The sequence below is a fragment of the Rhodanobacter sp. UC4437_H4 genome (assembly GCF_052978425.1).
Genome location: NZ_CM129673.1, coordinates 3,007,221 through 3,030,195 on the forward strand (window position 1 = coordinate 3,007,221; position 22,975 = coordinate 3,030,195).

Annotated in this window: 20 protein-coding genes; 11 read left to right on the plus strand and 9 right to left on the minus strand. The window is 66.5% G+C overall.

Features of this window, described 5'->3' with window-relative positions; translation table 11 throughout:
- Positions 1-34 precede the first annotated feature (34 nt).
- The 5 genes from ACVCL3_RS13615 to ACVCL3_RS13635 all read right to left on the minus strand — a co-directional run bounded on the left by ACVCL3_RS13615 (position 35) and on the right by ACVCL3_RS13635 (position 8,295).
- Positions 35-2,911 carry a TonB-dependent receptor plug domain-containing protein gene (locus ACVCL3_RS13615; protein ID WP_447098027.1) on the minus strand — a complete coding sequence of 959 codons (2,877 nt, stop codon included), beginning with the start codon at positions 2,909-2,911 and terminating at the stop codon, positions 35-37.
- Between the two features lie 205 nt (positions 2,912-3,116).
- Entirely contained in the window at positions 3,117-4,496 is a 1,380-nt protein-coding gene (locus ACVCL3_RS13620) for a leucyl aminopeptidase family protein (protein WP_395120238.1), read from the minus strand.
- A gap of 67 nt (positions 4,497-4,563) precedes the next feature.
- Positions 4,564-5,301: an HAD family hydrolase gene (locus ACVCL3_RS13625; RefSeq protein ID WP_447099666.1), complete on the minus strand. Its 738-nt coding sequence runs from the start codon at positions 5,299-5,301 to the stop codon at positions 4,564-4,566.
- 4 nt (positions 5,302-5,305) lie between these two features.
- A complete protein-coding gene (locus ACVCL3_RS13630; RefSeq protein WP_447099667.1) occupies positions 5,306-6,619 on the minus strand; it encodes a LysM peptidoglycan-binding domain-containing protein in 1,314 nt (437 codons plus the stop codon).
- A 284-nt stretch (positions 6,620-6,903) separates the two neighbouring features.
- On the minus strand, positions 6,904-8,295 hold the full coding sequence (locus tag ACVCL3_RS13635; RefSeq protein WP_395120236.1) for a Do family serine endopeptidase: 1,392 nt from the start codon (positions 8,293-8,295) through the stop codon (positions 6,904-6,906).
- Positions 8,296-8,649: 354 nt separating this feature from the next.
- Between ACVCL3_RS13635 and ACVCL3_RS13640 the strand changes: the two genes are divergently transcribed.
- The 5 genes from ACVCL3_RS13640 (at position 8,650) to ACVCL3_RS13660 (ending at position 15,834) form a co-directional block, all read left to right on the plus strand.
- A complete protein-coding gene (locus ACVCL3_RS13640) occupies positions 8,650-11,934 on the plus strand; it encodes an LAGLIDADG family homing endonuclease (RefSeq protein WP_447099668.1) in 3,285 nt (1,094 codons plus the stop codon).
- A gap of 63 nt (positions 11,935-11,997) precedes the next feature.
- Positions 11,998-12,576 carry a hypothetical protein gene (locus ACVCL3_RS13645; RefSeq protein ID WP_447099669.1) on the plus strand — a complete coding sequence of 193 codons (579 nt, stop codon included), beginning with the start codon at positions 11,998-12,000 and terminating at the stop codon, positions 12,574-12,576.
- A 99-nt stretch (positions 12,577-12,675) separates the two neighbouring features.
- Positions 12,676-13,419 (plus strand): TSCPD domain-containing protein, encoded by a 744-nt coding sequence (locus ACVCL3_RS13650; protein ID WP_447099670.1) that lies wholly within the window; start codon positions 12,676-12,678, stop codon positions 13,417-13,419.
- Between the two features lie 489 nt (positions 13,420-13,908).
- The gene (locus ACVCL3_RS13655) at positions 13,909-14,493 is read left to right on the plus strand and encodes a YajG family lipoprotein (protein ID WP_447099671.1); all 585 of its coding nucleotides are present in this window, start codon (positions 13,909-13,911) and stop codon (positions 14,491-14,493) included.
- A gap of 360 nt (positions 14,494-14,853) precedes the next feature.
- A complete protein-coding gene (locus tag ACVCL3_RS13660; protein ID WP_447099672.1) occupies positions 14,854-15,834 on the plus strand; it encodes an IS5 family transposase in 981 nt (326 codons plus the stop codon).
- A gap of 569 nt (positions 15,835-16,403) precedes the next feature.
- On the opposite strand, the gene ACVCL3_RS13665 is transcribed toward ACVCL3_RS13660, so the two are convergent.
- A complete protein-coding gene (locus ACVCL3_RS13665) occupies positions 16,404-17,219 on the minus strand; it encodes a hypothetical protein (protein WP_447099673.1) in 816 nt (271 codons plus the stop codon).
- 115 nt (positions 17,220-17,334) lie between these two features.
- Positions 17,335-17,496: a hypothetical protein gene (locus ACVCL3_RS13670; RefSeq protein WP_447098036.1), complete on the minus strand. Its 162-nt coding sequence runs from the start codon at positions 17,494-17,496 to the stop codon at positions 17,335-17,337.
- A gap of 204 nt (positions 17,497-17,700) precedes the next feature.
- Here ACVCL3_RS13670 and ACVCL3_RS13675 point away from each other — a divergent pair, with 204 nt between their 5' ends.
- Genes ACVCL3_RS13675 through ACVCL3_RS13685 form a run of 3 tightly spaced genes read left to right on the plus strand, consistent with a single transcriptional unit; the run spans position 17,701 to position 19,694 of the window.
- Positions 17,701-18,246 (plus strand): hypothetical protein, encoded by a 546-nt coding sequence (locus tag ACVCL3_RS13675; protein ID WP_395120217.1) that lies wholly within the window; start codon positions 17,701-17,703, stop codon positions 18,244-18,246.
- A gap of 6 nt (positions 18,247-18,252) precedes the next feature.
- Positions 18,253-19,206, plus strand: coding sequence for a hypothetical protein (locus ACVCL3_RS13680; RefSeq protein WP_447099674.1), 954 nt, complete (start codon positions 18,253-18,255; stop codon positions 19,204-19,206).
- 2 nt (positions 19,207-19,208) lie between these two features.
- A complete protein-coding gene (locus ACVCL3_RS13685) occupies positions 19,209-19,694 on the plus strand; it encodes a pilin (protein ID WP_447099675.1) in 486 nt (161 codons plus the stop codon).
- 66 nt (positions 19,695-19,760) lie between these two features.
- Here the strand turns inward: ACVCL3_RS13685 and ACVCL3_RS13690 are convergent, their stop codons facing one another.
- Entirely contained in the window at positions 19,761-20,114 is a 354-nt protein-coding gene (locus tag ACVCL3_RS13690) for an ArsR/SmtB family transcription factor (RefSeq protein WP_447099676.1), read from the minus strand.
- Positions 20,098-20,589, minus strand: coding sequence for an SRPBCC family protein (locus tag ACVCL3_RS13695; protein ID WP_447098039.1), 492 nt, complete (start codon positions 20,587-20,589; stop codon positions 20,098-20,100). Before ACVCL3_RS13695 ends, ACVCL3_RS13690 begins: the two co-directional genes overlap by 17 nt.
- Positions 20,590-20,750: 161 nt before the next feature.
- Between ACVCL3_RS13695 and ACVCL3_RS13700 the strand changes: the two genes are divergently transcribed.
- The 3 genes from ACVCL3_RS13700 to ACVCL3_RS13710 all read left to right on the plus strand — a co-directional run bounded on the left by ACVCL3_RS13700 (position 20,751) and on the right by ACVCL3_RS13710 (position 22,916).
- Complete coding sequence (locus tag ACVCL3_RS13700) at positions 20,751-21,053, plus strand: hypothetical protein (RefSeq protein ID WP_447099677.1); 303 nt, start codon at positions 20,751-20,753, stop codon at positions 21,051-21,053.
- A gap of 53 nt (positions 21,054-21,106) precedes the next feature.
- The gene (locus ACVCL3_RS13705) at positions 21,107-21,766 is read left to right on the plus strand and encodes a thiopurine S-methyltransferase (protein ID WP_447099678.1); all 660 of its coding nucleotides are present in this window, start codon (positions 21,107-21,109) and stop codon (positions 21,764-21,766) included.
- Between the two features lie 82 nt (positions 21,767-21,848).
- Entirely contained in the window at positions 21,849-22,916 is a 1,068-nt protein-coding gene (locus ACVCL3_RS13710; RefSeq protein WP_395120210.1) for a tetratricopeptide repeat protein, read from the plus strand.
- The last annotated feature ends 59 nt before the right edge of the window (positions 22,917-22,975 follow it).

Here is a 22,975-nt window from a genome sequence, read left to right on the forward strand (position 1 = left end):
GGGGGTTTGCAACGACTGCGATGGAGCTAGGACATCAGAACTTCACGGTGGCGCGGGCCCAGTAGTAGCGACCGAGCACGTCGTAGGTGGAGACGTCCACGTTGTAGTTGGAACCGTTCTGATACATCAGCGGCGGTGCCTTGTCGGCGATGTTGTCCACGCCGACGTCGAAGCGGGTGTGGATCGACGGCACCGCGTAGCCGAGCTGGATCGAGTGGTAGGTCACCGAGGCGATCGGAATGTTCACGCCGGGAATGGCCGCATCCGTGTTGAGCGCGGTCAGGCTGTTGATGTAGCGCGACTGCCACTGGGCGTTCCAGTTGCCCTTGCTCCAGTTCAGCGTGACCGTGCCGCGCAGCCGCGAGATGTTGCCGAACTGCTGGCTGTAGGTGCCGGCGTAGTCGATGGCCTGTGCGCCCGGCTCGCCGGGGGTGGCGTTGTTCCTGTAGGTGGAGGTGTAGCTGCTGTTGAGGCCCACCTGGAAGTCGCCCGGGTCCACGCTGCCCATGTTGAAGTGGGGCACCTTGTAGCGCAAGGTGAAGTCGACACCCGACGTATTCAGCGTGCCAAGGTTGACCACCGGCGTGTTGATCAGGAACACCTGGCCCGGCTGGCGGCTGGTGGTGTCCTCGCGATGGATCAGCCCGCAGTACGGGCTGGCACTGTTGTTGAAGCACGAACTGACCACCAGGTCGCCGGTGATCGCGGTCAACGTGTCGGACAGGTAGATGTGCCAGAAGTCGAGGCTGGTGGAGAAGCCGGGCAGCCACTCCGGCGAGTAGACCAGGCCGAGGTCGATGGATTTGCCCTTTTCCGGCTTCAGCGAGTTGCCCACGGTGGCGGCACCGGAATAGAACGTGTTGACCTGCGCCGGCGAGTTGCCGCCCCAGTTGACCGGCACGTACTGGCAGGCCGCGGCATGCTGGGCCAGATCGGCCGCGCTGAGGTTGACGCAGGGGTCGTTCAGGGTGGGCTGCACCAGGGTGCGGCCGTCGTAGAGCTCGTTGAGGTTCGGCGCGCGGAACACCTGCGAGACGGTACCGCGGACCAGCAGATCGGCCACCGGCTTCCATTCGATCGCGACCTTGCCGTTGGTGGTGCTGCCGCTGGTGCTGTAGTTGGAGGAGCGCACGCCCAGGTCGATGTTCAGTGACTGCGCCCCGGGCGCATCGGCGAGCAGCGGGATCAGGGTTTCCGCGTAGATCTCCTTGACGTTGTAGCTGCCGCTGGCGGGCGAGCCGCATGCTTCCTGCAGGATCTGGCACTGGGTGGTGACCGGGTCGAGCACCGCGAACGGGCTCACCGTGTACTTCATCGTCTGCTTGCGGTACAGCGCGCCGACCGACAGCTGCATGGCGCCGGCGGGCAGGTCCCACAGGTCGCCGCTGGCGTCGAACTGCGCCTGCTTGGTCGAGTTGGTCATGACATAGATCGGCGTCTTCACGCCGGCGCTCAGCAGCTTGCCCACCGCCGGGTCGGCCTGGTTGAAGATGTTGGCGCCGGCATCGACCGCCGCCTGCAGGGCGGGGATGTCCACCTCGTTGGTGTCGCGCTGGTCGCGCTTGCTGTGGCTGTAGTTGATCGACGCGTCCCAGATCCAGCTGCTGTCCTGGCCGAAGTTGCCGCGCAGGCCGGTGTTGATCTGCGCGTTGTCGGTCTTGTAGCTGTGCACGCGGGTGCCGGCGCCGGTCAGGCGGGTCTGGAAGTTGTAGCCGCTGTTCGGGTCGCCCGGCACCGCGTTCTGGCTGAAGGTGACGCCGAACGGGTTGATCGGGTTGCTGGAGGAGATGATCAGGCCGTCACCGGTACCGACCGGCGAGGGGGCGTCCTGGCCGCTGGATTCGGTGCGGTTGTAGAACGCGTTGACGTAGGCCTTGAGGTTGGGCGTCAGGTCGTAGCTGCCCAGCACGAAGCCGTTGGTGCGCTTCTGCGCGGTCTGCATGTAGTTGAGCGCGGCATAGTTGTAGGTGTCCGAACCGAGCCGGCACCGGTAGTCGCCGAGGTTCGAGCCGTCGCCCGTGGCAAGCGTCACGTTGGCGGTGCCGGACGAGTTGATCGCGCAGCCGTACTGGCTGGCGATCGAGGCCGGCAGCTGGATGCGGCCGGTCGGGATCGAGCTGGAGCCGGCGGCGATGATGGTGCCGCTGGACAGGTACAGCTGCTGCCGCGAGAAGTCGCGTTGCGAGGCCAGCGTGGCGTCGTACTTGTTGTAGTCGAGGCCGCCGACGATGCTGTAGTTGTCGCCGGACATGCCGCCGGTCAGGTTGAAGCCGCGACGCTGCGAATCGCCGTGGCTGGAGATGCCGTCGTTCAGGCTGAACTGGACGCCCTGGAAATCCTTGCGCAGGATGAAGTTGACCACGCCGCCGATGGCGTCGGAGCCGTACACGGTGGAGGCGCCTTCGGCCAGCACGTCGACGCGGTCGATCATGTCCGGCGGCAGCATGTTGATGTCCGAGTTGACCATGCGCTGGCCGTCCACCAGCACCAGCGTGCGGTTGATGCCCAGGCCGCGCAGCGAGACGCGCGAGGCGCCGCCGCCGGCTTCCAGCAGCGGGCTGGCTACGCCGCCGCCGTTGCTGTTGTTGGAGGGGTTGGTGGCGTTGCCGGAGATCGCCGGCATGTCCTGCAGCACGTAGCCCAGGGTGGGCTTGCCGGAGTTGGTGATGGCCTCGCGGTCGATGGTCACCACCGGGCTGGCGGTTTCCACGTCCACGCGGCGGATCAGCGAGCCGGTGACCACCACGGCGTTCAGCGTCTTGGCTTTGTCCTTGGAGGCCGGCGTGGCCTGATCCGTCGTGGGCGGATTGGTGGTCGTCGTCTGGGCCTGCAGCCCGCCGGCGACCGAGAGCATCCCGGCGGTCAATGCGAGACGCACAGCCAGTGACAGGTGATTCAAGTCGTATTTCATGTGGTTTCTTTCCCCAGTGGTGATGGCTCGGCCCTGTAATGTCGAGCGCGTCCACTGGTGCCCCTTGTCCCCCCTCAGGCAATGTCGCAACCAGTTTCGGACCACGCCCAACGTTCGAGAGGTTACTCCCCCGGGGCTTCCTCGCACCACTGCACACGGCGCCGGGCGGAAGGGGGTGTCGGGCGTCGAGGTCGGCGGGTGCGGCTCAGTGCCCGTAACGCTCCTGCAGGAACGCGAACACCGCGCGCAGGCCCATTGCCTCGCCGCCGCGGGGGCGGCCGGGGCGGTCGGCGTCGTTCCAGGCGTAGGTATCCAGGTGCAGCCACGGCGTGCCGTCGGGGACGAAGCGTTCGAGATAGAGCGCGGCGGTGATCGCGCCGGCGTGGCGCGAGGCGCTGGAGTTGGCGAAGTCCGCCAGGTGGGAGTCCAGCATGCGCCGGTATGGACGCCACAGCGGCAGCCGCCACAGCGGGTCGGCCACGGCGTTGCCGGCCTGCAGCACCGCGTCGGCCAGCGCGTCATCGTTGGCGAACAGGGCCGGCAGATCCGGGCCCAGCGCCACGCGGGCGGCGCCGGTGAGGGTGGCGAAGTCGATGATCAGCGCCGGTTGCTGTTCGCCGGCGTAGGCCAGCGCGTCGCACAGGATCAGCCGGCCCTCGGCGTCGGTGTTGTCCACTTCCACGGTATGGCCGGCGCGGGTGGTGATCACCTCGCCCGGGCGCATCGCGTTGCCGGCCACGGCGTTCTCCACCGCCGGCACCAGCAGGGTCAGCCGCACCGGCAGGTTGGCCTGCATCACCAGCCCGGCCAGCGCGATCGCGTGCGCGGCGCCGCCCATGTCCTTCTTCATCCAGCGCATGCCTTCGCCGCCCTTGAGGTTCAGGCCGCCGGTGTCGAAGCACACGCCCTTGCCGACGATCACCAGCCTGGGATGGTCGGGCTTGCCCCAGCTCAGTTCGACCAGCCGCGGCGCGCGATGGCTGGCGCGGCCCACGGCGTGGATGGTGGGGAAGTTCGCCTTGAGCAGTTCGTCGCCGACCCAGTCGCGCAGCTTCGCCTTGTGTGCCTTGGCCAGGGTCTTTATCGCCTCGCCGAGTTGCTCCGGGCCCATGTCCTGCGTGGGCGTGTTGACCAGGTCGCGCACGCGCGAGGTGGCCTCCACCAGCGGGGCCAGCCGGGCCAGTTCCTCGGCCGCCACGATCAGCCGCGCCGGGGCGCGTTTGGCTGCGCGGTAGCGGGTGAACTGGTAGGCGCCCAGCGCCCAGCCCAGCGTGGCCAGCGCGGTGTCGGCGAGCACGCCTTCGGCGGCCAGTTCGTAGGTGGCTTCGGGCAGGTGGCAGGGCAGGCCGGCCAGCGCGGCCAGCGGATCGGCCGGCGCCACGCCGACCAGCACGCGCGCCAGCTTGCCGGCTGCGTCGGGCACCAGAGCGAACGTGCCGGGCGCCGCGTCGAAGCCGCTGTCGCCGAGCCAGCGCCGCTGCGTCGCATCGAGCCGGCGGCGACTGGCCGCCAGGTGCGCGGCGTCGGTGGTCTCGACGGGGATGCCATGGCGCTGGCCAGGGCGGCGTTCGATCAGGGCGGACATGGGCAAATCCTTGCGGGGAAATGGCCCATGATGGACATGCCCGCGTCGAAGAACAATCGCAACGGCGTCAGTCGCGGCGGGAAGAGGCTTCCAGCCAGTCGGCCAGCGCCGCCAGGTCGGGCAGGTCGAGATCCGGCGGCGGGCCCATGCCGGGTGGCCACGGTTCGCCCTGGCGATTGATCCACGCCGTGCGCAAGCCGGCGTCGCGGGCGCCGGCCACGTCCAGCGCGGGGTCGTCGCCCACGTGCAGCACCTGTCCCGGTTCGACGCCGAGCAGCGCGGCTGCGGCAAGGAAGATGGCGCGGTCGGGCTTGCCCACGCCATGGTCGCGGGCGCAGACGTGATGGCGGAAATGCCGCTCGATGCCGATGCGGCGCAGGTCGGCGTTGCCGTTGGTCAGGCTCGCCAGCGGCCAGCGTGCGGCGATGCGTTCCAGTGCGCTTGGGCAATCGGGGAACAGTTCCACCTGGTTGCGCGCGGCGAAATAGATTTCCCACAACGCGTCCACCGGCGCATCGGCGATGCCGCTGGCCTCGAACACATGGCGCAGGGTCAGCTGGCGCTGGGTGGTGAAATCGTGCGCCAGGTCGAACCGCTCGGCGGCCACTTTGGCGCGCAGTTGCCGCATCGCGGTGATCGGCCACGCACGCGCAACCTCCGGATGGTGCTGCTGCAGCCAGGCGTCGACGGCCCGGTCGGCCCGTTCCAGCGCGGGCAGCACCGGCCACAGCGTGTCGTCCAGATCCAGCGTCAGCGCCAGCGGACGCTGGACCCTGCCGGCGCCCGCCTCTGCGGCGCGGCTCACCCGGTTATCGCTTGCTGACGCGCAACACCTGGCCCTGTTGCAGGTGGTCGCTCTTGAGCTGGTTCCACGCGCGCAATTGCGCCACCTCGACCGAATGTGCCTTGGCGATCGAGGACAGCGTGTCGCCGCGCACCACCTTGTACGTCGAATGGGTCTGCGTGGCGTCGGCGCTGACGCTGCGGAAATTCTTGCCGTTGGCCTGGCTCACCGTGGTGGCCGAGCCGCTGGCGCGCTCGACGCCGGTCACGGCGACGTTGCTGACGCTGCCGCTGACGCGCTCCAGCCGTGCATCGTTCGCCGCGCGCTCGCGGCGCGCTTCCAGCGCGTTGCGGGCCTGCACCGTGCGCTCCGACGTGGGCGCGATGGCGGCGCGGGACGCGTAGGTGGCGCCGGGCGCCGAGATCGGCGTGCCCTGCGACCGCGCGCGCGCGCCGACTTCGGCCAGGATCGTGCTGCGGCGCTCGGCATCCATCGCCGCCAGCCGCGCGCCGTCGTCGTAGGGCAGCACGCCGTGGCGACGCAGCGCAGCCTTGGCCGGCTCGGTCTTGAGGAAGTCCACGAAATCCTGCGCCTGCTCGGCCTTGGCGCTGTGCGGGTTGGTGACCAGGTACAGCGGGATGAACAGCGGGTAGCTGCCGTTGGCGATGTTCGCCGTGGTCGCCGTGCGGCCGTTGATCGGGATCGCCTTCAGCTTGGGGTTGTCACTGATGCCGGCCAGCATGGCCACGCCCAGGCCGTTCGGGTTCAGCGCGATGCCTTCTTCCAGCTTGCGCGTGTTGACGTACAGCCGCGGCGCGGCGACCGGCTGGTTGCCGCGGCCGAACAGCAGGCTGCGCAGGCTGTACTCCACGCCATCGCCGGGGCTGGCCACCGCGTAGACGTCGATCGGCGCGTTGCGGCCGCCGACTTCGCTCCAGTTGTGGATCTTGCCGTAGTAGATGTCGTGCACCTGCTTCAGCGTGAGGCTGCCGATCGGATTGGATGCCTGGGTGATGATCACCAGGCCGCTCCACGCCACCGGGGTGAAGGTCAGGCGGTCGTTCTGCGCGCTGCCGTCGGAGGGGCGCGCGCTGCCGGCGAGGTCGGCGGTGCCGTTGCTCACCGCGTCGAGGCCCGAGGCGGTGTTGAACGGCTGCAGCTCGATGCGGCCGTGGCCGGTCTTCGTCCATGCCTTGCCCACCTCGTTCATCACCGCGTTGGCGGTGGCGTCGTCGCCGCGCCAGACCAGGCTGCCGGACTTGGTGGCCGCGGTTGCCGCGGTGGAGAAACAGGCGCCGATCAGGGCGAGGCAGAACAGGCGAGCAAAGCGTACGGACATGATGATGCGAAACCCCGGCGTGATGAACTCATGACATGGGCGGGTGAGCTGGCCGATCGGGCCGGCCCACCCGTCTGGCGACTTGACGAAGGTGCGTGATCGAAAGCGGATATGCAGCCGACGCGCGGCGCGTTCGACAAGCCGTCAGGATATTGGATCGGCCTGAACCCACAATATCAAGCGATTTCTGGCGTTTGCGTGACGATGCGTCACAGAGCGTGCGCGCGAACACGCCGTTCACGCGACCCACGTCCGGTTTTTCGCGCGGTCGCTTTGCCGCGTCGTCAGTTGATCAGTACGTAGTGGCTGCCGTCCGCATCGGCCACCACCAGCACCAACTGGCGCAGGCGCACACCGGCCAGCCCGCGCAGCATGCGCAGGCTGGTGAGGCGCTGGTTGCCGATGCCGACCACCACGTCGCCCGCACGCAGTCCCGCCTGGGCGGCGCGGCTGCCCGGCTGCACCGTACTGACGGCGGCGCCGTACCAACCCTGGTCGCGCTGGCTCTGGCTCAGCTCGCTGAAACGCACGCCGGCCAGGCGCGGGTCGAGCTGGCCGCCGTCGAGGCTGGCCAGCTTCTCGGCGCTCAGCGTCGCATTGACCTGGCGCGGCTGGCCGTCGCGCACGATGCCCAATTGCAGGCTGCTGCCCAGCGGCAGCAGGCCTTCGGTGTTGCGCAGCTGCTGCACGCTCTGCAGCGGCTTGCCGTTGAGCGAGGTCAGCACGTCGCCCGGCTGCAGCCCGGCGCGCGCGGCGGCCGAACCGTCGCCGACGCCGGTCACCACCACGCCCTTGCTCTCCTTCAGCCCCAGCGCCTGGGCGATGCGCGGGGTGATCGCCTGCGCCTGCAGGCCCAGGCTGCCGCGCTCGACCTTGCCATGCGCGATCAGCTGCTTCATCACCTCGGCGGTGAGGTTGCTGGGGATCGCGAAGCCGATGCCCACGTTGCCGCCCGAGGGCGAGAAGATCATCGTGTTGATGCCGACCAGCTCGCCGCGCAGGTTCACCAGCGGGCCGCCGGAGTTGCCCGGGTTGATCGAGGCGTCGGTCTGGATGAAGTTCTGGTAGCTCGAATCGCCCAGGCCCGAGCGCCCCAGCGCCGAGACGATGCCGGCGGTCACCGTCTGGCCCAGGCCGAACGGTTCGCCCACCGCCACCACGTAGTCGCCCACGCGCAGGGTGGAGGAGTCGGCCATCGGCAGCGCGTGCAGGTCGCTGGCCCGGATCTGCACCACCGCCACGTCGGTGGCCGGGTCGGTGCCGATCAGCTTGCCCTTGAAGCTGCGCCCGTCCTGCAGCGTCACGCTGATGTCGTCGGCGCCGGCGACCACGTGGTTGTTGGTCAGGATGTAGCCCCTGGCGGCGTCCACGATCACGCCCGAACCCAGGCTCTGCTCCACGCGCTCGCGCGGCGTGGGCGGCAGGCCGAAGAACTGGCGCACCATCGGGTCGTCGAAATACGCATCGCGCACCGGCACGTGGGTGGTACTGGAAATGTTCACCACCGCCGGCGTCACCCTGGTCAGCATCGGCGCCAGCGACGGCATCGGCTGGCCGTCGATCGCCGCCGGCAAGGTGGCGGCGCGGCCGGCGCCCGGCAGCGTGCCGAACGCGATCACCAGCGCGGCCAGCAAGCCGGTCAACCACGACGGCACGGAGGGATGGCGAGGCGACATGAGGGGCTCCTTGGCGGGGGTGAGTTCGGCGCTGGTTCGACCGATCGGCGGCGTGCGGGTTCCCGCCGGCCGATGCCGCTCGCAGGACTTTACTTCCCGGAGCGGCAGGGTTAACTTCCTCCCTTGGTAACAACCACAACATCTTGTGTTGAAGCGCCAATGCCGAGACTAGCACTGGTGCCAACCGCGGCGTTCTTGGGGAGGAGCCACTGTTGTCGGAAAGCCAGGGGGCGGGCAGGCCGGGAGGTCGTTCCCGCCCGTGATCTTCGTCGCCGTCGCGTCGCGAGCGACACCCTTACATCCCAATAAAAATCAACGGGGGCCGCGAGGCCACACCGAGAGGTCAGCAAAACGATGAGCACAATGCGTGCGCCAGCCAACCACCCCGCCACCGGCCGCGATGCTGCCGTGGACATCCCGCTGCAACCCGCCTCGTGGGACATCTGGGACAAGAAGTATCGCCTGAAGACCAAGACCGGCGAGCCGGTCGACGGCAGCATCGACGAGACCTACCAGCGCGTGGCGCGCGCGCTGTCCGACGTGGAAGCCACCGACGAGCTGCGCGGCCACTGGTACGAGCGTTTCCTGTGGGCGCTGCGCCGCGGGGCCATCCCCGCCGGCCGCATCACCTCCAACGCCGGCGCGCTGGCGCACAAGCCGGCCACCAGCACGATCAACTGCACCGTTTCGGGCACCATCCACGATTCGATGGACGACATCCTGGAGAAGGTGCACGAGGCCGGCCTCACCCTGAAGGCCGGTTGCGGCATCGGCTACGAGTTCAGCACCCTGCGTCCGCGCAACGCCTATGTCTCCGGCGCCGGCGCGTACACCAGCGGCCCGCTGTCGTTCATGGACATCTACGACAAGATGTGCTTCACCGTCTCCAGCGCCGGCGGCCGCCGTGGCGCGCAGATGGGCACCTTCGACATCAGCCATCCGGACGCCAAGGAGTTCATCCGCGCCAAGCGCGAGGACGGCCGCCTGCGCCAGTTCAACCTCAGCCTGCTGATCACCGACGGCTTCATGGACGCGGTGGAAAACGACCAGGACTGGCCGCTGGTATTCCCGGTGCACGTCAAGGAGAAGGACGAGATCGACGTCAACGACCCGAGCAAGGTCGTCTGGCGCGAATGGCCGACCCACGAGAACTACGTCGACCGCGAAGACGGCCTGGTCGCCTGCAAGATCTACAGTCACATCCGCGCGCGGCACCTGTGGGACATGATCATGGTCTCGACGTACGACTACGCCGAGCCCGGGTTCATCCTGATCGACAAGGTCAACGAGATGAACAACAACTGGTGGTGCGAGCACATCCGCGCGACCAACCCCTGCGTCACGGCCGACACTTGGGTGCAGACCGCCGAAGGCCCGCGCCAGGTCAGTGACCTGCTCGGTCGAGGCTTCATGGCCCGCGTGGACGGCAACGATCACGCCACCGGCGCCGAGGGTTTCTTCCGCACCGCGACCAAGCCGGTGCTGGCGCTGCAGACCGAGGAAGGCCACCGCCTGCGCCTGACCGAGGACCACCGCGTGCGCCGCGTGTCGCGCCTGACCCGCTGGAGCGTGGACACCGAGTGGTGCGCCGCCGGCGCGCTGCAGCCTGGCGACCGCGTGCTGCTCAACGATCACCGCGCCAACGCGCAGTGGCCCGGTGCGCTGACCGGGGAGCAGGGCTACCTGCTCGGCCTGCTGGTCGGTGACGGCACGCTCAAGCACGAGGCCGCGGTGTTGTCGGTGTGGCCGCAGGCCGCCGTGATGAACGGCTCGGTGGATGGCGGTACCCGTGCGCTGATGGCCGAAGCCCTGCGCTGCGCCCGGACGCTGCCGCACCGTGCCGATTTCACCGGCTGGTCGGAAGTGGCCGGCCGCGGCGAGTTCCGCATGAAGTCCGCCGCGCTGCGTGACCTTGCGTTCGAGTTCGGCATGAATCCGGGCGACAAGGCGATCACGCCGGCGCTGGAGCAGGCGTCGAGCGAGGCCTATCGCGGCTTCCTGCGCGGCTTCTTCGACGCCGACGGTTCGGTGCAGGGCAGCCAGGCCAAGGGCGTGTCCGTGTGCCTGGCGCAGTCGGACCTGCCGCGGTTGGAAGCGGTACAGCGCATGCTGCTGCGCCTGGGCATACCGTCACGGATCTATCGCGACCGCCGTGTCGCAGGTGAAAGCCTGTTGCCCGATGGTCATGGCGGCAGGCATGCCTATGCCACCCGGGCCCAGCACGAGCTGGTGATTGCCGGCGAGTCGCTGCCGCGTTTCGCCGAATTGATCGGCTTTGCCGACAGCGACAAGGCCGCGCGTCTGAAGGCCGCCTTGTCGGGCTACAAGCGTCACCTCAACCGCGAGCGCTTTGTCGCCACCGTGCAATCGCTGCAGGCCGATGGCGTCGAGGACGTCTACGACGTGCAGGTACCCGGCATCAACACCTTCGACGGCAACGGCCTGCACGCGCACAACTGCGGCGAACAGCCGTTGCCGCCCTACGGCTCGTGCCTGCTCGGCTCGGTCAACCTGACCAAGTTCGTGCGCGACCCGTTCGGGCCCAAGGCGCGTTTCGACTGGGAGGAATACCGCGAGGTGGTCAAGGTGTTCACCCGCATGCTCGACAACGTGGTCGAGATCAACGGCCTGCCGCTGGAGCAGCAGCGCAACGAGATCATGGGCAAGCGCCGCCACGGCATGGGCTTCCTGGGCCTGGGCTCCACCGTGACCATGCTCAAGCAGAGTTACGGCAGCGCCGAGGCGGTGGCGTTCACCGAGGACGTCTCGCGCGAAATGGCGCTGGCCGGCTGGGAAGTGGCGCTGGAGCTGGCGAAAGAGAAGGGCGCCGCGCCGGTGCTGCTGCGCGACTACACCGTCACCGGCGACATGCTGCGCAAGCGCCCGGAAATGGCGGCCGACGGCTACAAGATCGGCGACACCATCCCCGGCCGCGTGCTGCACGCGAAATACAGCCGCTACATGCAGCGCATCGCCACGGTGGCGCCGGAGCTGGTCGAGCAACTCGCCGAGACCGGCGCGCGTTTCACCCACCACACCTCGATTGCGCCCACCGGCACCATCTCGCTCAGCCTGGCCAACAACGCCAGCAACGGCATCGAGCCGAGCTTCGCGCACAGCTACTCGCGCAACGTGATCCGCGAAGGCAAGAAATCCAAGGAGAAGGTCGAGGTGCTCAGCTTCGAGCTGCTCGCCTACCGCGCGCTGATCAACGCCGAGGCCAGGCCGTTCACCGACGACGCCGCGCACAAGCTGCCCGACTACTTCGTCTCCGCCGACGACATCGGCCCGAAGCAGCACGTGGACATCCAGGCCGCCTCGCAGAAATGGATCGATTCGTCGATCTCCAAGACCGCGAATGTGCCCACCGATTACCCGTACGAAGACTTCAAGGACATCTACTTCTACGCCTACAAGCAGGGGCTCAAGGGATGCACCACGTTCCGCTTCAACCCCGCCGCTTTCCAGGGTGTGCTGGTCAAGGAATCGGACCTTGAAAACACCCTCTACCGCTTCGAGCTGGAGGACGGTAGTGTTGTCGAACTGAAAGGCAATGAGCAGGTGGAATACGACGGCGAGATGCATTCGGCCGCCAACCTCTTCGATGCCTTGAAGGAGGGTTACTACGGCAAGTTCTGAACAGCGCGCAGTTTCCCGAGGGCCACGGCACGTACTGACATTCATCGGAGGGGAACACCAGTTATGTCCATCGACAACGAGCTTGAGTCAAACAACAACCCAGCGGCCGCCGAGGCACCCGCCGTCGTGCTGCCCGTGTTGCCCGAGGTAGCGCCGGCCGCACCCGCCGCGGCCCCGGCGAAGAAGGCCCCGGCACGCCGCAAGGCCGCAGTGAAGAAGGCCGCGCCGAAGAAGGCGGCGCCGAAGAAAAAGGCGGCCGCGAAGAAGGCGGCTCCGAAGAAGAAGGCCGCGACCAAGAAGGCTGCGCCTAAGAAGAAGGCCGCCGCGAAGAAAGCGGCTCCCAAGAAAAAGGCTGCAGCCAGGAAGGCCGCGCCGAAGAAGGCTGCCGCCAAGAAAGCGGCAAGGAAGTCGGTGAAGAAGGCGGCCCCGAAGAAGGCTGTGCGCAAGAGCGCGAAGAAAGTGGCGAAGAAGGCGGTCAAGAAAGCCGCCGTCAAGCGCGCCAAGCCCGCCCGCAAGGCGGCAGGCAAGAAGTCGGTCGCCCGCAAGGCGGCCCCGAAGAAGGCGGCGGCAAAGAAGTCCGCCAGCAAGAAGAAGGCCGCCCCCAAGGCAGCCAAGAGGTCCACTGCCAGCAAGAAGAAGTAAGCCGTACCTCCATCCGGCCCGGCGTCGCGCCGGGCCGGATGGTTTTTCATGTCACACGTCGCCGCCATTGCGGCGCGCCCCAGCAAAGAAGCGAATCCCATGGCAATCAAGATCGACAAGAAGATCACCGGTTACAACGTGGTCAAGCCCGAGGACAAGGTTGCCGATGCGGCCGGCAGCGCAAAGCAGGCCACCCCTGCCGCGCCCAAGCAGGCCGAAGTGATCCAGATGCACGAGAGTGTCGAGCGGCCGGAAACCCTGGTCGGCTCCACCTTCAAGGTCAAGTCGCCGCTGTTCGAGCACGCCCTGTACGTCACCATCAACGACATCGTGCTCAACGCCGGCACCAAGTACGAGCAGCGCCGCCCCTTCGAGATCTTCATCAACTCGAAGAACATGGATCACTTCCAGTGGATCGTGGCGCTCACCCGCATCCTCTCCGCCGTGTTCCGCAAGGGCGGCGACGTCACCTTCATCGTGGAAGAGCTGAAAGCCGTATTCGACCCCCGCGGCGGCTACTTCAAGGCCGGCGGCGTCTACATGCCCAGCATCGTCGCCGAGATCGGCTCGGTGGTGGAACAGCACATGAAGAACATCGGGCTGATCCACGATCCGGAAATGGACGAGGCCACGCGCAAGCTGATCGCCGAGAAGCGCGCCGCCTACGAGGCGCTGGACTCAAAAAAAAACGCTGATGCGGGCGTGACTGCCGAGTCGACCGGCACCGAGACGCTGACCTTTCCGCCCGGCTCGATGATGTGCGACAAGTGCAATACCAAGGCGCTGGTGTTGATGGACAACTGCCAGACTTGTTTGAATTGCGGGTATTCGAAGTGTGGGTGATTACCTCAGCGTTGGATACACAACAACGCAGGGCCGTTGCTTGTTGGTGTACCGATTCCTGGAATCGGCCGCATAGCGGCCACGTATTTAGGAAACGACTCGATTTCTCACGGAGGAAGATTTTTTGGCGATCTTTAGGGCAAGCAAGGTCTTTGTTCCTGGCGGGATGCCTCAGCACACCTACGTATCGCGCTTAGAATTAGATCTTGAAAAGAAACTGGCTTCTGTCACTGACAATCTGTGCAAGCTTGTCACGTTACAGATCCGTTCTTTGCATTTTTCTTGAAGTGGGGCGTTACGGCTGGAAATGCGGATAACGGGGTCAGGTTCACTTTCTAGCTCTCGGAAATGAACCTGACCCCGTTTTTGCGGTTCAGGTTTGGACGGTTTTTTTGAGATAAGGGGTCTGGCTTATTGTCCTGCGGGGGATAAAGTGGCCTACTTCTTTGCGGGTGCTGTAATCGGTGGTTCCACAAAAAAGGGGGAAACATGAGCAAAATTTATAAACTGGCCGGTCTTTCTCTGATCGCCGCATCTACACTGAGTGGGTGCATGTTCCATGCGCAAACCGTGCATCTTCAGCCTCAAGTTCAATACGTCGACAGCAATGAAGGGCGTGGACTGCCGATCACCATTATTGTCAAAGATGAAAGGCCAACCCAAGACCTTGGGCATAGGGGAAACGGAGTGGCTTCGGCAGCAACGATAACGAGTGATTCTGATATCGCTTCGGTTGTAAAGCAGCACCTCGTCGAGGGCTTTACTCATCGAGGATTCAAAGTGGTAGATTCGGCTGATAGTTCGGAAGAAGTGGTCACTGTACGCGTTCGTGCCTTAGAGACTGAACTACACCAAGGTTTCTGGACCGGTCATCAGGAAGCCAACGGTGCGGCGCAACTGACTGTAGTGAAGAATGGGCGTACGTATGAAAATTTCTATCGCGTCGATTCGAAACAGTCAAAGTTCTGGGTGCCCACCGCGGGGCAGAATAGCGAATACATTAATGGGGCACTCTCCAATTTGATTGGCAAGATTATCAATGACGACAAGCTGGTTTCGTTCATGGCCTCCTGAACTATAGGGCTATTTTGGGAGGGGTAGCGGTCAAAAATAAGGGGCCAAGTTCATTAATCCGAGTGGAGTAAATGAACCTGACCCCTTTGTTTTTGGCTCAGTTTCAGAACTCACTCCAACAATTTGCAAAGGCATCAAACCGAGTGTGGGTGTGGTTTCTGGCGCCAACGGTTGTGTGTGGGTTTGTGCGTTCTTGGTTTTTTGTGTGGCGCATTTGGCGTAGCTTCATCTAACTATTCGTCCAAGCGGACGTGCGAAAACCTGGGCGCCGCTTAACTCAAGTGTTAGCGAATTAAGGATGCTCTGATTTATTCCCCGTCTGCGGCATCATAGCGACGAGTCCCAGGAAGCACATCCCCGATGAAGCAGCGTTCGTTCGCGTCGTTGAGTTTCGACGCCAAGAAGAAGCCGACCCGCCGAGAGAAGTTCCTTGGCGAGATGGACAAGGTGGTGCCGTGGGAGGCGCTACTGGCGCTGATTGAGCCCAGCTATCCGACGTCCGGTCGCCGCGGTCGCCCGCCGATGCCCGCCGCAACGATGCTGCGCATCCACTTCATGCAGCAGTGGTATGCGCTGAGCGATCCGGCGATGGAAGACGCCTTGTACGAGATCGAGTCGATGCGCCGGTTCGCGGGACTGGAGCTGAACGAGGATGCGATTCCGGACGAGACGACGATCCTGAAGTTCCGCCGCTTTCTGGAACAGCACGGGTTGGCGGTGAAGATCCTCGAAGCCGTCAATGCGCACCTGAGCGGTAAAGGCCTGCTGTTGCGCCAGGGGACCATCGTGGATGCCACCATCATCCAAGCGCCGTCGTCGACGAAGAACAAGGACAAGCAACGCGACCCGGAGATGCATCAGACCAAGAAGGGCCAGCAGTGGTACTTCGGCATGAAGGCGCATATCGGGGTAGACGTGGAGTCGGGCCTGGTACACACGGTGACCACGACGCCCGCCAACGTGGGTGACGTGACTGAAGTAAGCAAGCTGCTACACGGCAAGGAGAAAACCGTCTACGCCGACGCTGGCTATCAAGGGGCGCAGAAGCGCGCACCCAAGCGTGGTCGCACGTGGCATATCGCCGCCAAACGCGGCAGTGTCAAGGCGATGCCCGAGGGTGAGCTGAAGGAAGCGGTGAAGCACACGGAACACATGAAGGCGGCGGTGCGGTCGAAGGTGGAGCACCCGTTTCGCGTGGTGAAGCAGCAGTTCGGCTACCAGAAGGTGCGCTTCAAGGGCCTGCTCAAGAACACCGCGCAGATACTGACGCTGTTCGCGCTATCGAATCTGTGGATGGCGCGACGAACGTTGCTGGCATCCGCAGGGGAGGTGCGCCCGTGAGGCGGGAAACGAGGCGGTTCGAGGCAAATCGGCGCCGCGAAGGCAACGGATCACTCCAAAAACCACCTTTTCATCGTAGCAGGTTACGCTTTTTTGCATGGCCGTCTGGAAGGCCATTTCGAAGGTAATTGATCAGAGCATCCTTAAAGGGGACGTGCCTAATTAATTTCAATTAAAGGGGGCGTGGCTAATTAAATCGGAAATGCGTCGGGAGCAACTTTCCGTAGAGAGACGAAGCCAGGGCGGCGTGATGCGTCCCGCGAGGTGACTGTGACGCTGCTTGGCGAGTAACGTCGCCTGTCTCTGCGGCCTTGATTCCGGCCAACTGCGCCACCGCGGGCGTCGTGCCGCTCGTCTCCACTGGTGGTTCCTGTCCTGGAGCAAGTCGATGTCCGTGCTCCTCATCCGCAGCTTTGGCGACCCGCGCAGCTTCGTTCCGCAGAATTTTCCGGAAGGCGTGCTGCCGCGAACTTCGGCGGAGAGTTACGTGCCCTGGGCGCTCACGGCCGACCGGCGGGTGGTGTATGCCCCCGGTTTTCCTCGCCGCCGTACCGCGCGGGAGTCGCCGGTCAGTCCAGCAGCGTCAGCAGTGCTTCGTAGCGGATGTCGGCGGGTTCGCGCACGTTGGCTTCCATCCGGCGCAGCCATTCCAGCGTGCGGCGAGTCTGTTCGCGCTCCGCTTTCTGCGACAGGTCGAAGGTGACCGAATCGGCCACGTGGTGCAGCATCATCACGAAATCGCACGGCGCGCGGCAGGACTGCACCAGGCCGACGATCTGGAAGCCGATGTCCTGGACCTGCGACTTGATCGCGGTGCTGTCGCTGGTCCCGCCCAGCAGTTCCTGCGCCGCCTCGTCCAGGTAGACGTCCATGATCGCGTCGTTGGGGAAGGGCTCCCGCATGGCCTTCGCGACCTTGGCGGTGAGCGCGGGGTCGTCGGTCAATCGGCGGGTCAGGTTGCGCACGCGGGCGCGAACGTGTTCGATGGCCTTGTTGATGTCGGCGCGATCGGCGACGAGGTTGATCACGGCACCGTTGATCTCCTTCGCCACCCGCTCGGCGATCGCGTGGGCATCGGTGCCGACGATGCGCTGCACCCGGCCCTTCAGCGGGTCGCGCAGCGCCTTCTCGATCGCCGGCCCGCTGCGGCCGTGCAGCTGGAACATGGCCGTCATGACGGAGGCCAGGATCGGCCGCAGTTGCTCGCCCCAGTGCAGGATGTGGCGGCGGTCCTCCACCGGCCCCTTGCTTGCCTTCGAGTTGACCGGGATCTTGGCGGCCTTGGTGCCCCAGGGCGGGCGACCGACGAAGGTGACCTCGCCGTCCTCGCCGACGGACATGCCGAACTCGCCGCCGTCTGTGTCTTCGTCATCGCCATCGGACATCGATTGTTCCCCGTTGTGCCTGCCACGCAATATAGCGGGGCAGCCCGGTGGGGTGCGCGCGGGGTCGGGCGTTGCCGGCAGATGCGTGGGGAACCGGGGTCGGTAGCCGCTGCCCTCACGACTTCTTCTTGCCGCCACCATCGCGCTTGTTCACGGTGGCCCAGGCGATGCGCTCGGCCGTCTTCTCCGACTTGCCCTTTTTCTTTTCGCTTTCCTCGATGTGGGATGCTTCGCGCTTCTGCTTGGCGGTGTACGAGGATTTGTCGCCCTTGGACATGGGAGTGCTCCAGAGCCAGATGGACGTCCTGCGCCAGGTCCGGGCGGGTGAATGCCCGGTCGTCGATGGATCATCGCCGCGTCATGGCGTCGAGGGGCCGCCACCCGCGTGATCGTGGCGGCGGCAACTTTCCACCGCGCACTTCGCAGGAGGGCCGCCAGGCAGTCGTTCCGGCGCCGCAGGACGCTGTGCTAGGCTCGAACGATGGGAGCAAGACTGCATCGGACAGCGATCGGCCGCACGCGTGAAGTGCGGGGGCCCGACGCGCTGGAACTCATTGCCGCTGGCGCGATCGTGGCGGCCGTGGTGGCGGTCGCCACGGGTTTCGGCAGCCGCGTGATGCTCATGGCGCAGACCCTGGACGCGGTCTCGCTGGCGTGGGCCCCGCAAGTCAACGCCCGGGTCTATCGCGCCGAACATGGTCGATGGCCCTCGGCGGGCGACCCGAACATCCTCGGCGACGCGCGCGCGGGGTCGCACGTGGAGAACCTCTCACTGGCGGAGGGTGGCGTCATCACGGCGCAGGTAGTGCTGGGCCAGTCGCTGCCGGCCGGCAACCGCAGCGGCGCGGTGGCGACAGGCGGTGTGCGGGGGCGGCTGTCGTTCCGCCCCGAGCTGATGGGGTCGGCCGAGGAGCCGACGGTTTCCTTCCTGTGCGGTTACGCCACGCCAGTGTCCGGAACGGTCGAGGCCACGGCCGCGAACCGGACCACCCTCCCCGTGGACTACCTCCCGCCCTCTTGCCGGTGATTGCGAATGGATGCCTTGAAGCTGGATGACTCCCGCGATTTCGTGACGCGCCAGTACGCGCATCTGCTCGCCAGCGGCCTGGACGAGCCGGCGGCGCATGCGCGGTTGCGCGAGGTGCTGGGCGCGGATGCCGTGGCGCTGCTCGGTGGCGGCGATGCGGCGGACGGCCCGGCCCGCTTCGCCGATGCCGGCTTGGGCCCGCGCCTGGCTGCGGCAGCGAACGAACTTGGCGGCAGCGCGGCCGGCGTGCAAGCCGCGTTCATCCACTCGCTGGCCGAGGCGCGGCTGTTCGCGCTGGACTGGTGGCGGCCGGTGCGCACCTTTCTTTCGTACGTGCTGTTCCTGCTGGGCCTGGCGCTGGTGATCGCGCTCATCTACGCGACCTACGTGCTGCCGGCCTTCAGTCACCTCGACCGCACGCTGGGCGTGCACGGCGCCGCCGACTGGATCGCCGCGAACGGCGCCATCCGCCTGTTCGCGCCGCTGCTGGTGATGGCCATCGTGCTGGTGCTGCTGGCGACGCGATGGCTGCGCATGCGTCGTCGCATGGCGCAGCTGCAACCGCTGGGGCGCGCCCGTGCCGGCTGGCTGGATGGCAAGGGCGCGGCCGCCTACCAGGTGCTGCGCTGCCTGGAGTTTGCCGCTGCGCTCAAGGCGGCAGGGGTGACGGATGCGGCGGTGCTGGAGCCGGCCCTGCGGGTGGCCGGCTGGCCAGCGGGGACGCCGCTCGCCGGCGAACTGGGCGAAAAGCTCGCGCAGGCCGAGCGCCTGGGCACGTTCGGCGTGGAACTGGAATGGCAGCGCCGCCTGCACTGGACCACCGCCCAGGCCCAACTCGAATCGTCGCGCGACCGCCTGATCCTGGCCTCGCGCGTGCTGTTCTACATCCTGATCGGCGTCATGGTCACGGTGCTTTACATCCCGATTTTTTCGGTCGCCAGCATGGTGGGAGTGCATTGAGGATGACACGCAAACGCGGATTCACGCTTATCGAACTGATGATCGTCGTGGCCATCATCGGCGTCCTCGCGGCGATCGCGATCCCGGCTTACCAGAGTTACGTCATTCGCGCGCAGACCACCGAGGCGTTCTCGCTGGGCTCGTTCGTGCAGCCGAAGATCGTCGACTACTACCGCCAGTTCGGCCATTTCCCCGCGGACAACCGCGCCAGCGGCGTACCGTCGGCGGGGTCGATCATCGGCCACTACGTGGGCGCGGTGACCGTCGACGACGGCGTCATCAATATCCGTTTCCGCGACAAGAACATCAACAGCGCCCTGCAAGGCCAGGTGCTGAGCCTGCGGCCGCTGGTGGTCAAGGGCAGCCCGCACAGTCCGATCGCCTGGGCCTGCGGCGAGTCGCCGGCACCGGAGGGCATGTCGGCCATCGGCACCAACCGCACCACGCTCAAGGCCACCTATCTGCCGTCGAGCTGTCGCGCGCCATAGGCGCCCCGGCTTCGGCGCATCACGCCGCCGTTGCATCCACCGCGGCACCCCGGCAGCCCGCCGCCATCACGATTCGACAAAACGCTGTAGCCGCGCCAGCGCCTCGCCCCACTGCGCGCTGATCGCGTCCAGCGCCTGGCGCGCCTCGTCCAGCCGCGCCGGCGTGAACTCCCACAGCCGCTCGCGGCCCTGGCGCAAGTCCTGCACCAGGCCGGCATCGGCAAGCACCTGCAAATGCTTGGTGACGGCCTGGCGGGTGATGGTGGTACCCGCGGTGAGCTGGGCAATCGACAGCGCGCCGCCGGCACACAGCGCGACGACCAGCCGCAGCCGGGTGGCATCGCCCAGCGCCGCGAACACCGGCGCGCTGGCGGACAACGCGGCGGCCTTGCGTCGGGAGCGTTCAGTGCGCGGCGACATATTTCTCGATGTTGCCCATCTGCATGGCCCAGCCACCGGCGTTGGCGCGCAGTGCGGCGTCGCGGCGCGCGGCCGGCAACCGGTCGAAGCCGGACTCGGTGAGCCGCAGCATGATGCCTTCGGCCAACGCTTCGAGTTCGAAGGTGACCAGGGTGGTCGGCTCCTTGTCGTAGTCCATCCCCGCCTCGATCGCGTAGGGGTGCCAGCGCCAGGCGAACACGCGCATCGGTTCGATGCGCTCGACGTACAGCGTGAACGGCGTGCCGGCATGCGGCGCCTGCAACTTTGCGACGTCGGCGTCGACCTGGGTGGGCTGGATCGTGCCGGTGATCGGCTGCCCGGCGACGAAGGGGCCGTCCAGCGCCATGCCGAACCAGGCGCCGAATGCGCGGGCGTCGGTCAATGCGTGCCACACCCGTTCGAGCGGTGCACGGAGCAGGATGTGTTGTTCGATGCGATCGGTCGACGAACTCATGGGTCATCCTCAATGGCAACCTTGAGGTTGCATGATGCACGCGCCGCGCCTGATATGCAATCTTTCAGTTGCTCGATTGCTGCCGCCGGTTTCCGGTCGCCAGCACCTGTCGGGGAAGGCCTGCGATACTTCGCCGGCGTGGCGCGCAAGGGGGAAACGGCATGTCGTGGGGATGGACCTTGCTGGGAGTGTTCGGCCAGCTGCTGCTGGCGTATCTGCTGTTCATGCTGGTGGCATTTTCCGGCGGCGGCATGGCCAGCGGGCGTTCGCTGCGCCCGCGCCAGTTGCGGGTGCTGAACCTGTCGATCTTCGTGCTGCCCGGTGCCTGCCTGTGCAGCGCGCTCATCGTGCTGGGCCTGCAAGTGTGCGGTGGCGGCGCCGGTGCATACGCCTGGCATGCGCTGCCGCTGGTGGCCACCGTGCTGTATCTGGGCTATCTGCGCTGGCTGGTCCGGCACGGCTGAAGCGTCACGCACACCCTGTTACCGTGCGCGGGCATGTTCACCGGAGACAGGCCATGGAACCCGAATTCTGGCATCGGCGCTGGCGCGAGGGTCGCACCGGCTTTCATCAGGATCGACCCACGCCGTTGCTGCTCGCGCACTGGTCGGCGCTGGCACTGGCGCCGGACACCCGCGTGCTGGTGCCGCTGGCCGGCAAGTCGCTGGACATGGTCTGGCTGGCCGCGCAGGGGCATCGCGTGCTGGGCGTGGAGCTGTCGCCGCTGGCAGTGGAGCAGTTCTTCGCCGAACACGAACTGACGCCGCAGGTGTCCGCCTCGGCCTGTGGCCGTCGCCACGTGGCCGGCAACATCGAGCTGATCTGCGGCGACGTGTTCGGGCTCGATGCCGACCTCCTCGCCGATTGCTCGGCGGTGTACGACCGCGCCGCGCTGATCGCGCTGCCGCCGGAGCTGCGTCGTCGCTACGTGGACGAACTGCACGCAAGGCTGCCTGCCGGCTGCCGCGGCCTGCTGATCACGCTCGACTATCCGCCGCACGAAAAGCAGGGCCCGCCGTTTGCCGTGTCCGAGGCCGAGGTGCGCGAGCGTTACGGCCGCGACTGGGTGGTGGAGTTGCTGGAGCGCCGCGACATCCTGGCCGAGCAGCCGGGCTTCGCCGCCGAAGGGGTGAGCGCACTGGAGACCGCCGCGTACCGGCTGCTGCGCAAGGCCTGATTCACCGCGCCGTTCGGTGCGTGCGAAAAGGTCTAGACTGACCGCGTCAAACGTTCCCGCCTTGTGCGTGGAGGGTTCCGGCATGGTGGCCTGGATGCATGCGGCGATCCTGGCGTGGTCGGTGGCCACCGCGCCCGCCCCGGCCATGCCGCCGCCGGAGCCGATGCCGCCTCCCGAACAGGTCATGGCGATTCCGCCGGCCTTGCGCGCGCAACTGCAGCAGCAGGTCACCGGCGGTGGCGGGTCGGAGCGGCAGCGGCTGCAGCGCCTGGTGGCGTTCCTGTTCGATCCTTCCGGCCTGGGCATGACCTACGCCGCCGACGCCACCTTGACGGTGGCGCAGGCGTACCGGCTGCGCCAGGCCAACTGCCTCACCTTCACCCTGCTCACCGTGGCGCTGGCGCGCGAGGCCGGGCTGGAGGCCCGCGCGCAGGAGATCGACGACGTCGTGGCCTGGCGCGTGCAGGACAACGTGGTCTACCGCTTCAACCACGTCAATGCGCAAGTCGCCATCGGCCGCATGCGCTACACCGTCGACGTGGCCCGCGACGAGGTGCTGGCGCGGCACCAGCCCGAGCCGATTCCCGACCAGCGCCTGCTGGCGCTCTACTACAACAACCGCGCCGCCGAATTGCTGGCCGACGACGACCCGAAGGTCGCCGCCCCCTACATGGCGATGACGCTGCAGCTGGCGCCGCGCTATGCCAGCGGTCGGGCCAATGCCGGCGTGTTGCGGCTGCGCCTGGGGGACCTGCGCGGCGCCGAGCGCAACTATCTGCAGGCGCTGGCGCTGGACCCGACGCATGCAGGCGCGCTGTTCAACCTGGTCACGCTGTATCGCAGCCAGGGCGATGAGGCGCGCCGCGCCCGCTTCCAGCAGCGACTGGAAAAGGTGCAGCAGAAGGATCCGTACTTCCAGTTCCTGCTGGCCATGGACGACGAAAAACGGGGCGACTACGCCGGCGCGGTGCAGCACTACCGGCGCGCCATCCGGCTGTACCACGGCGACCCGCGTTTCTACCTCGGGCTGGCCCGGGTCTATCGGCAACTGGGCGAGGAGCGCCACGCGCGGCGGGCCCTGCAACGTGCCGACGTGCTCGGCCGCAACGCCGACGCGGACCACCGCGCGCGGGTGCCGCTGCGCAATTGAGGTCGGCGGGGATGATTTCCGGGCACTTTCAATTTTCACCTTTTGAGGTGAAAATGCCG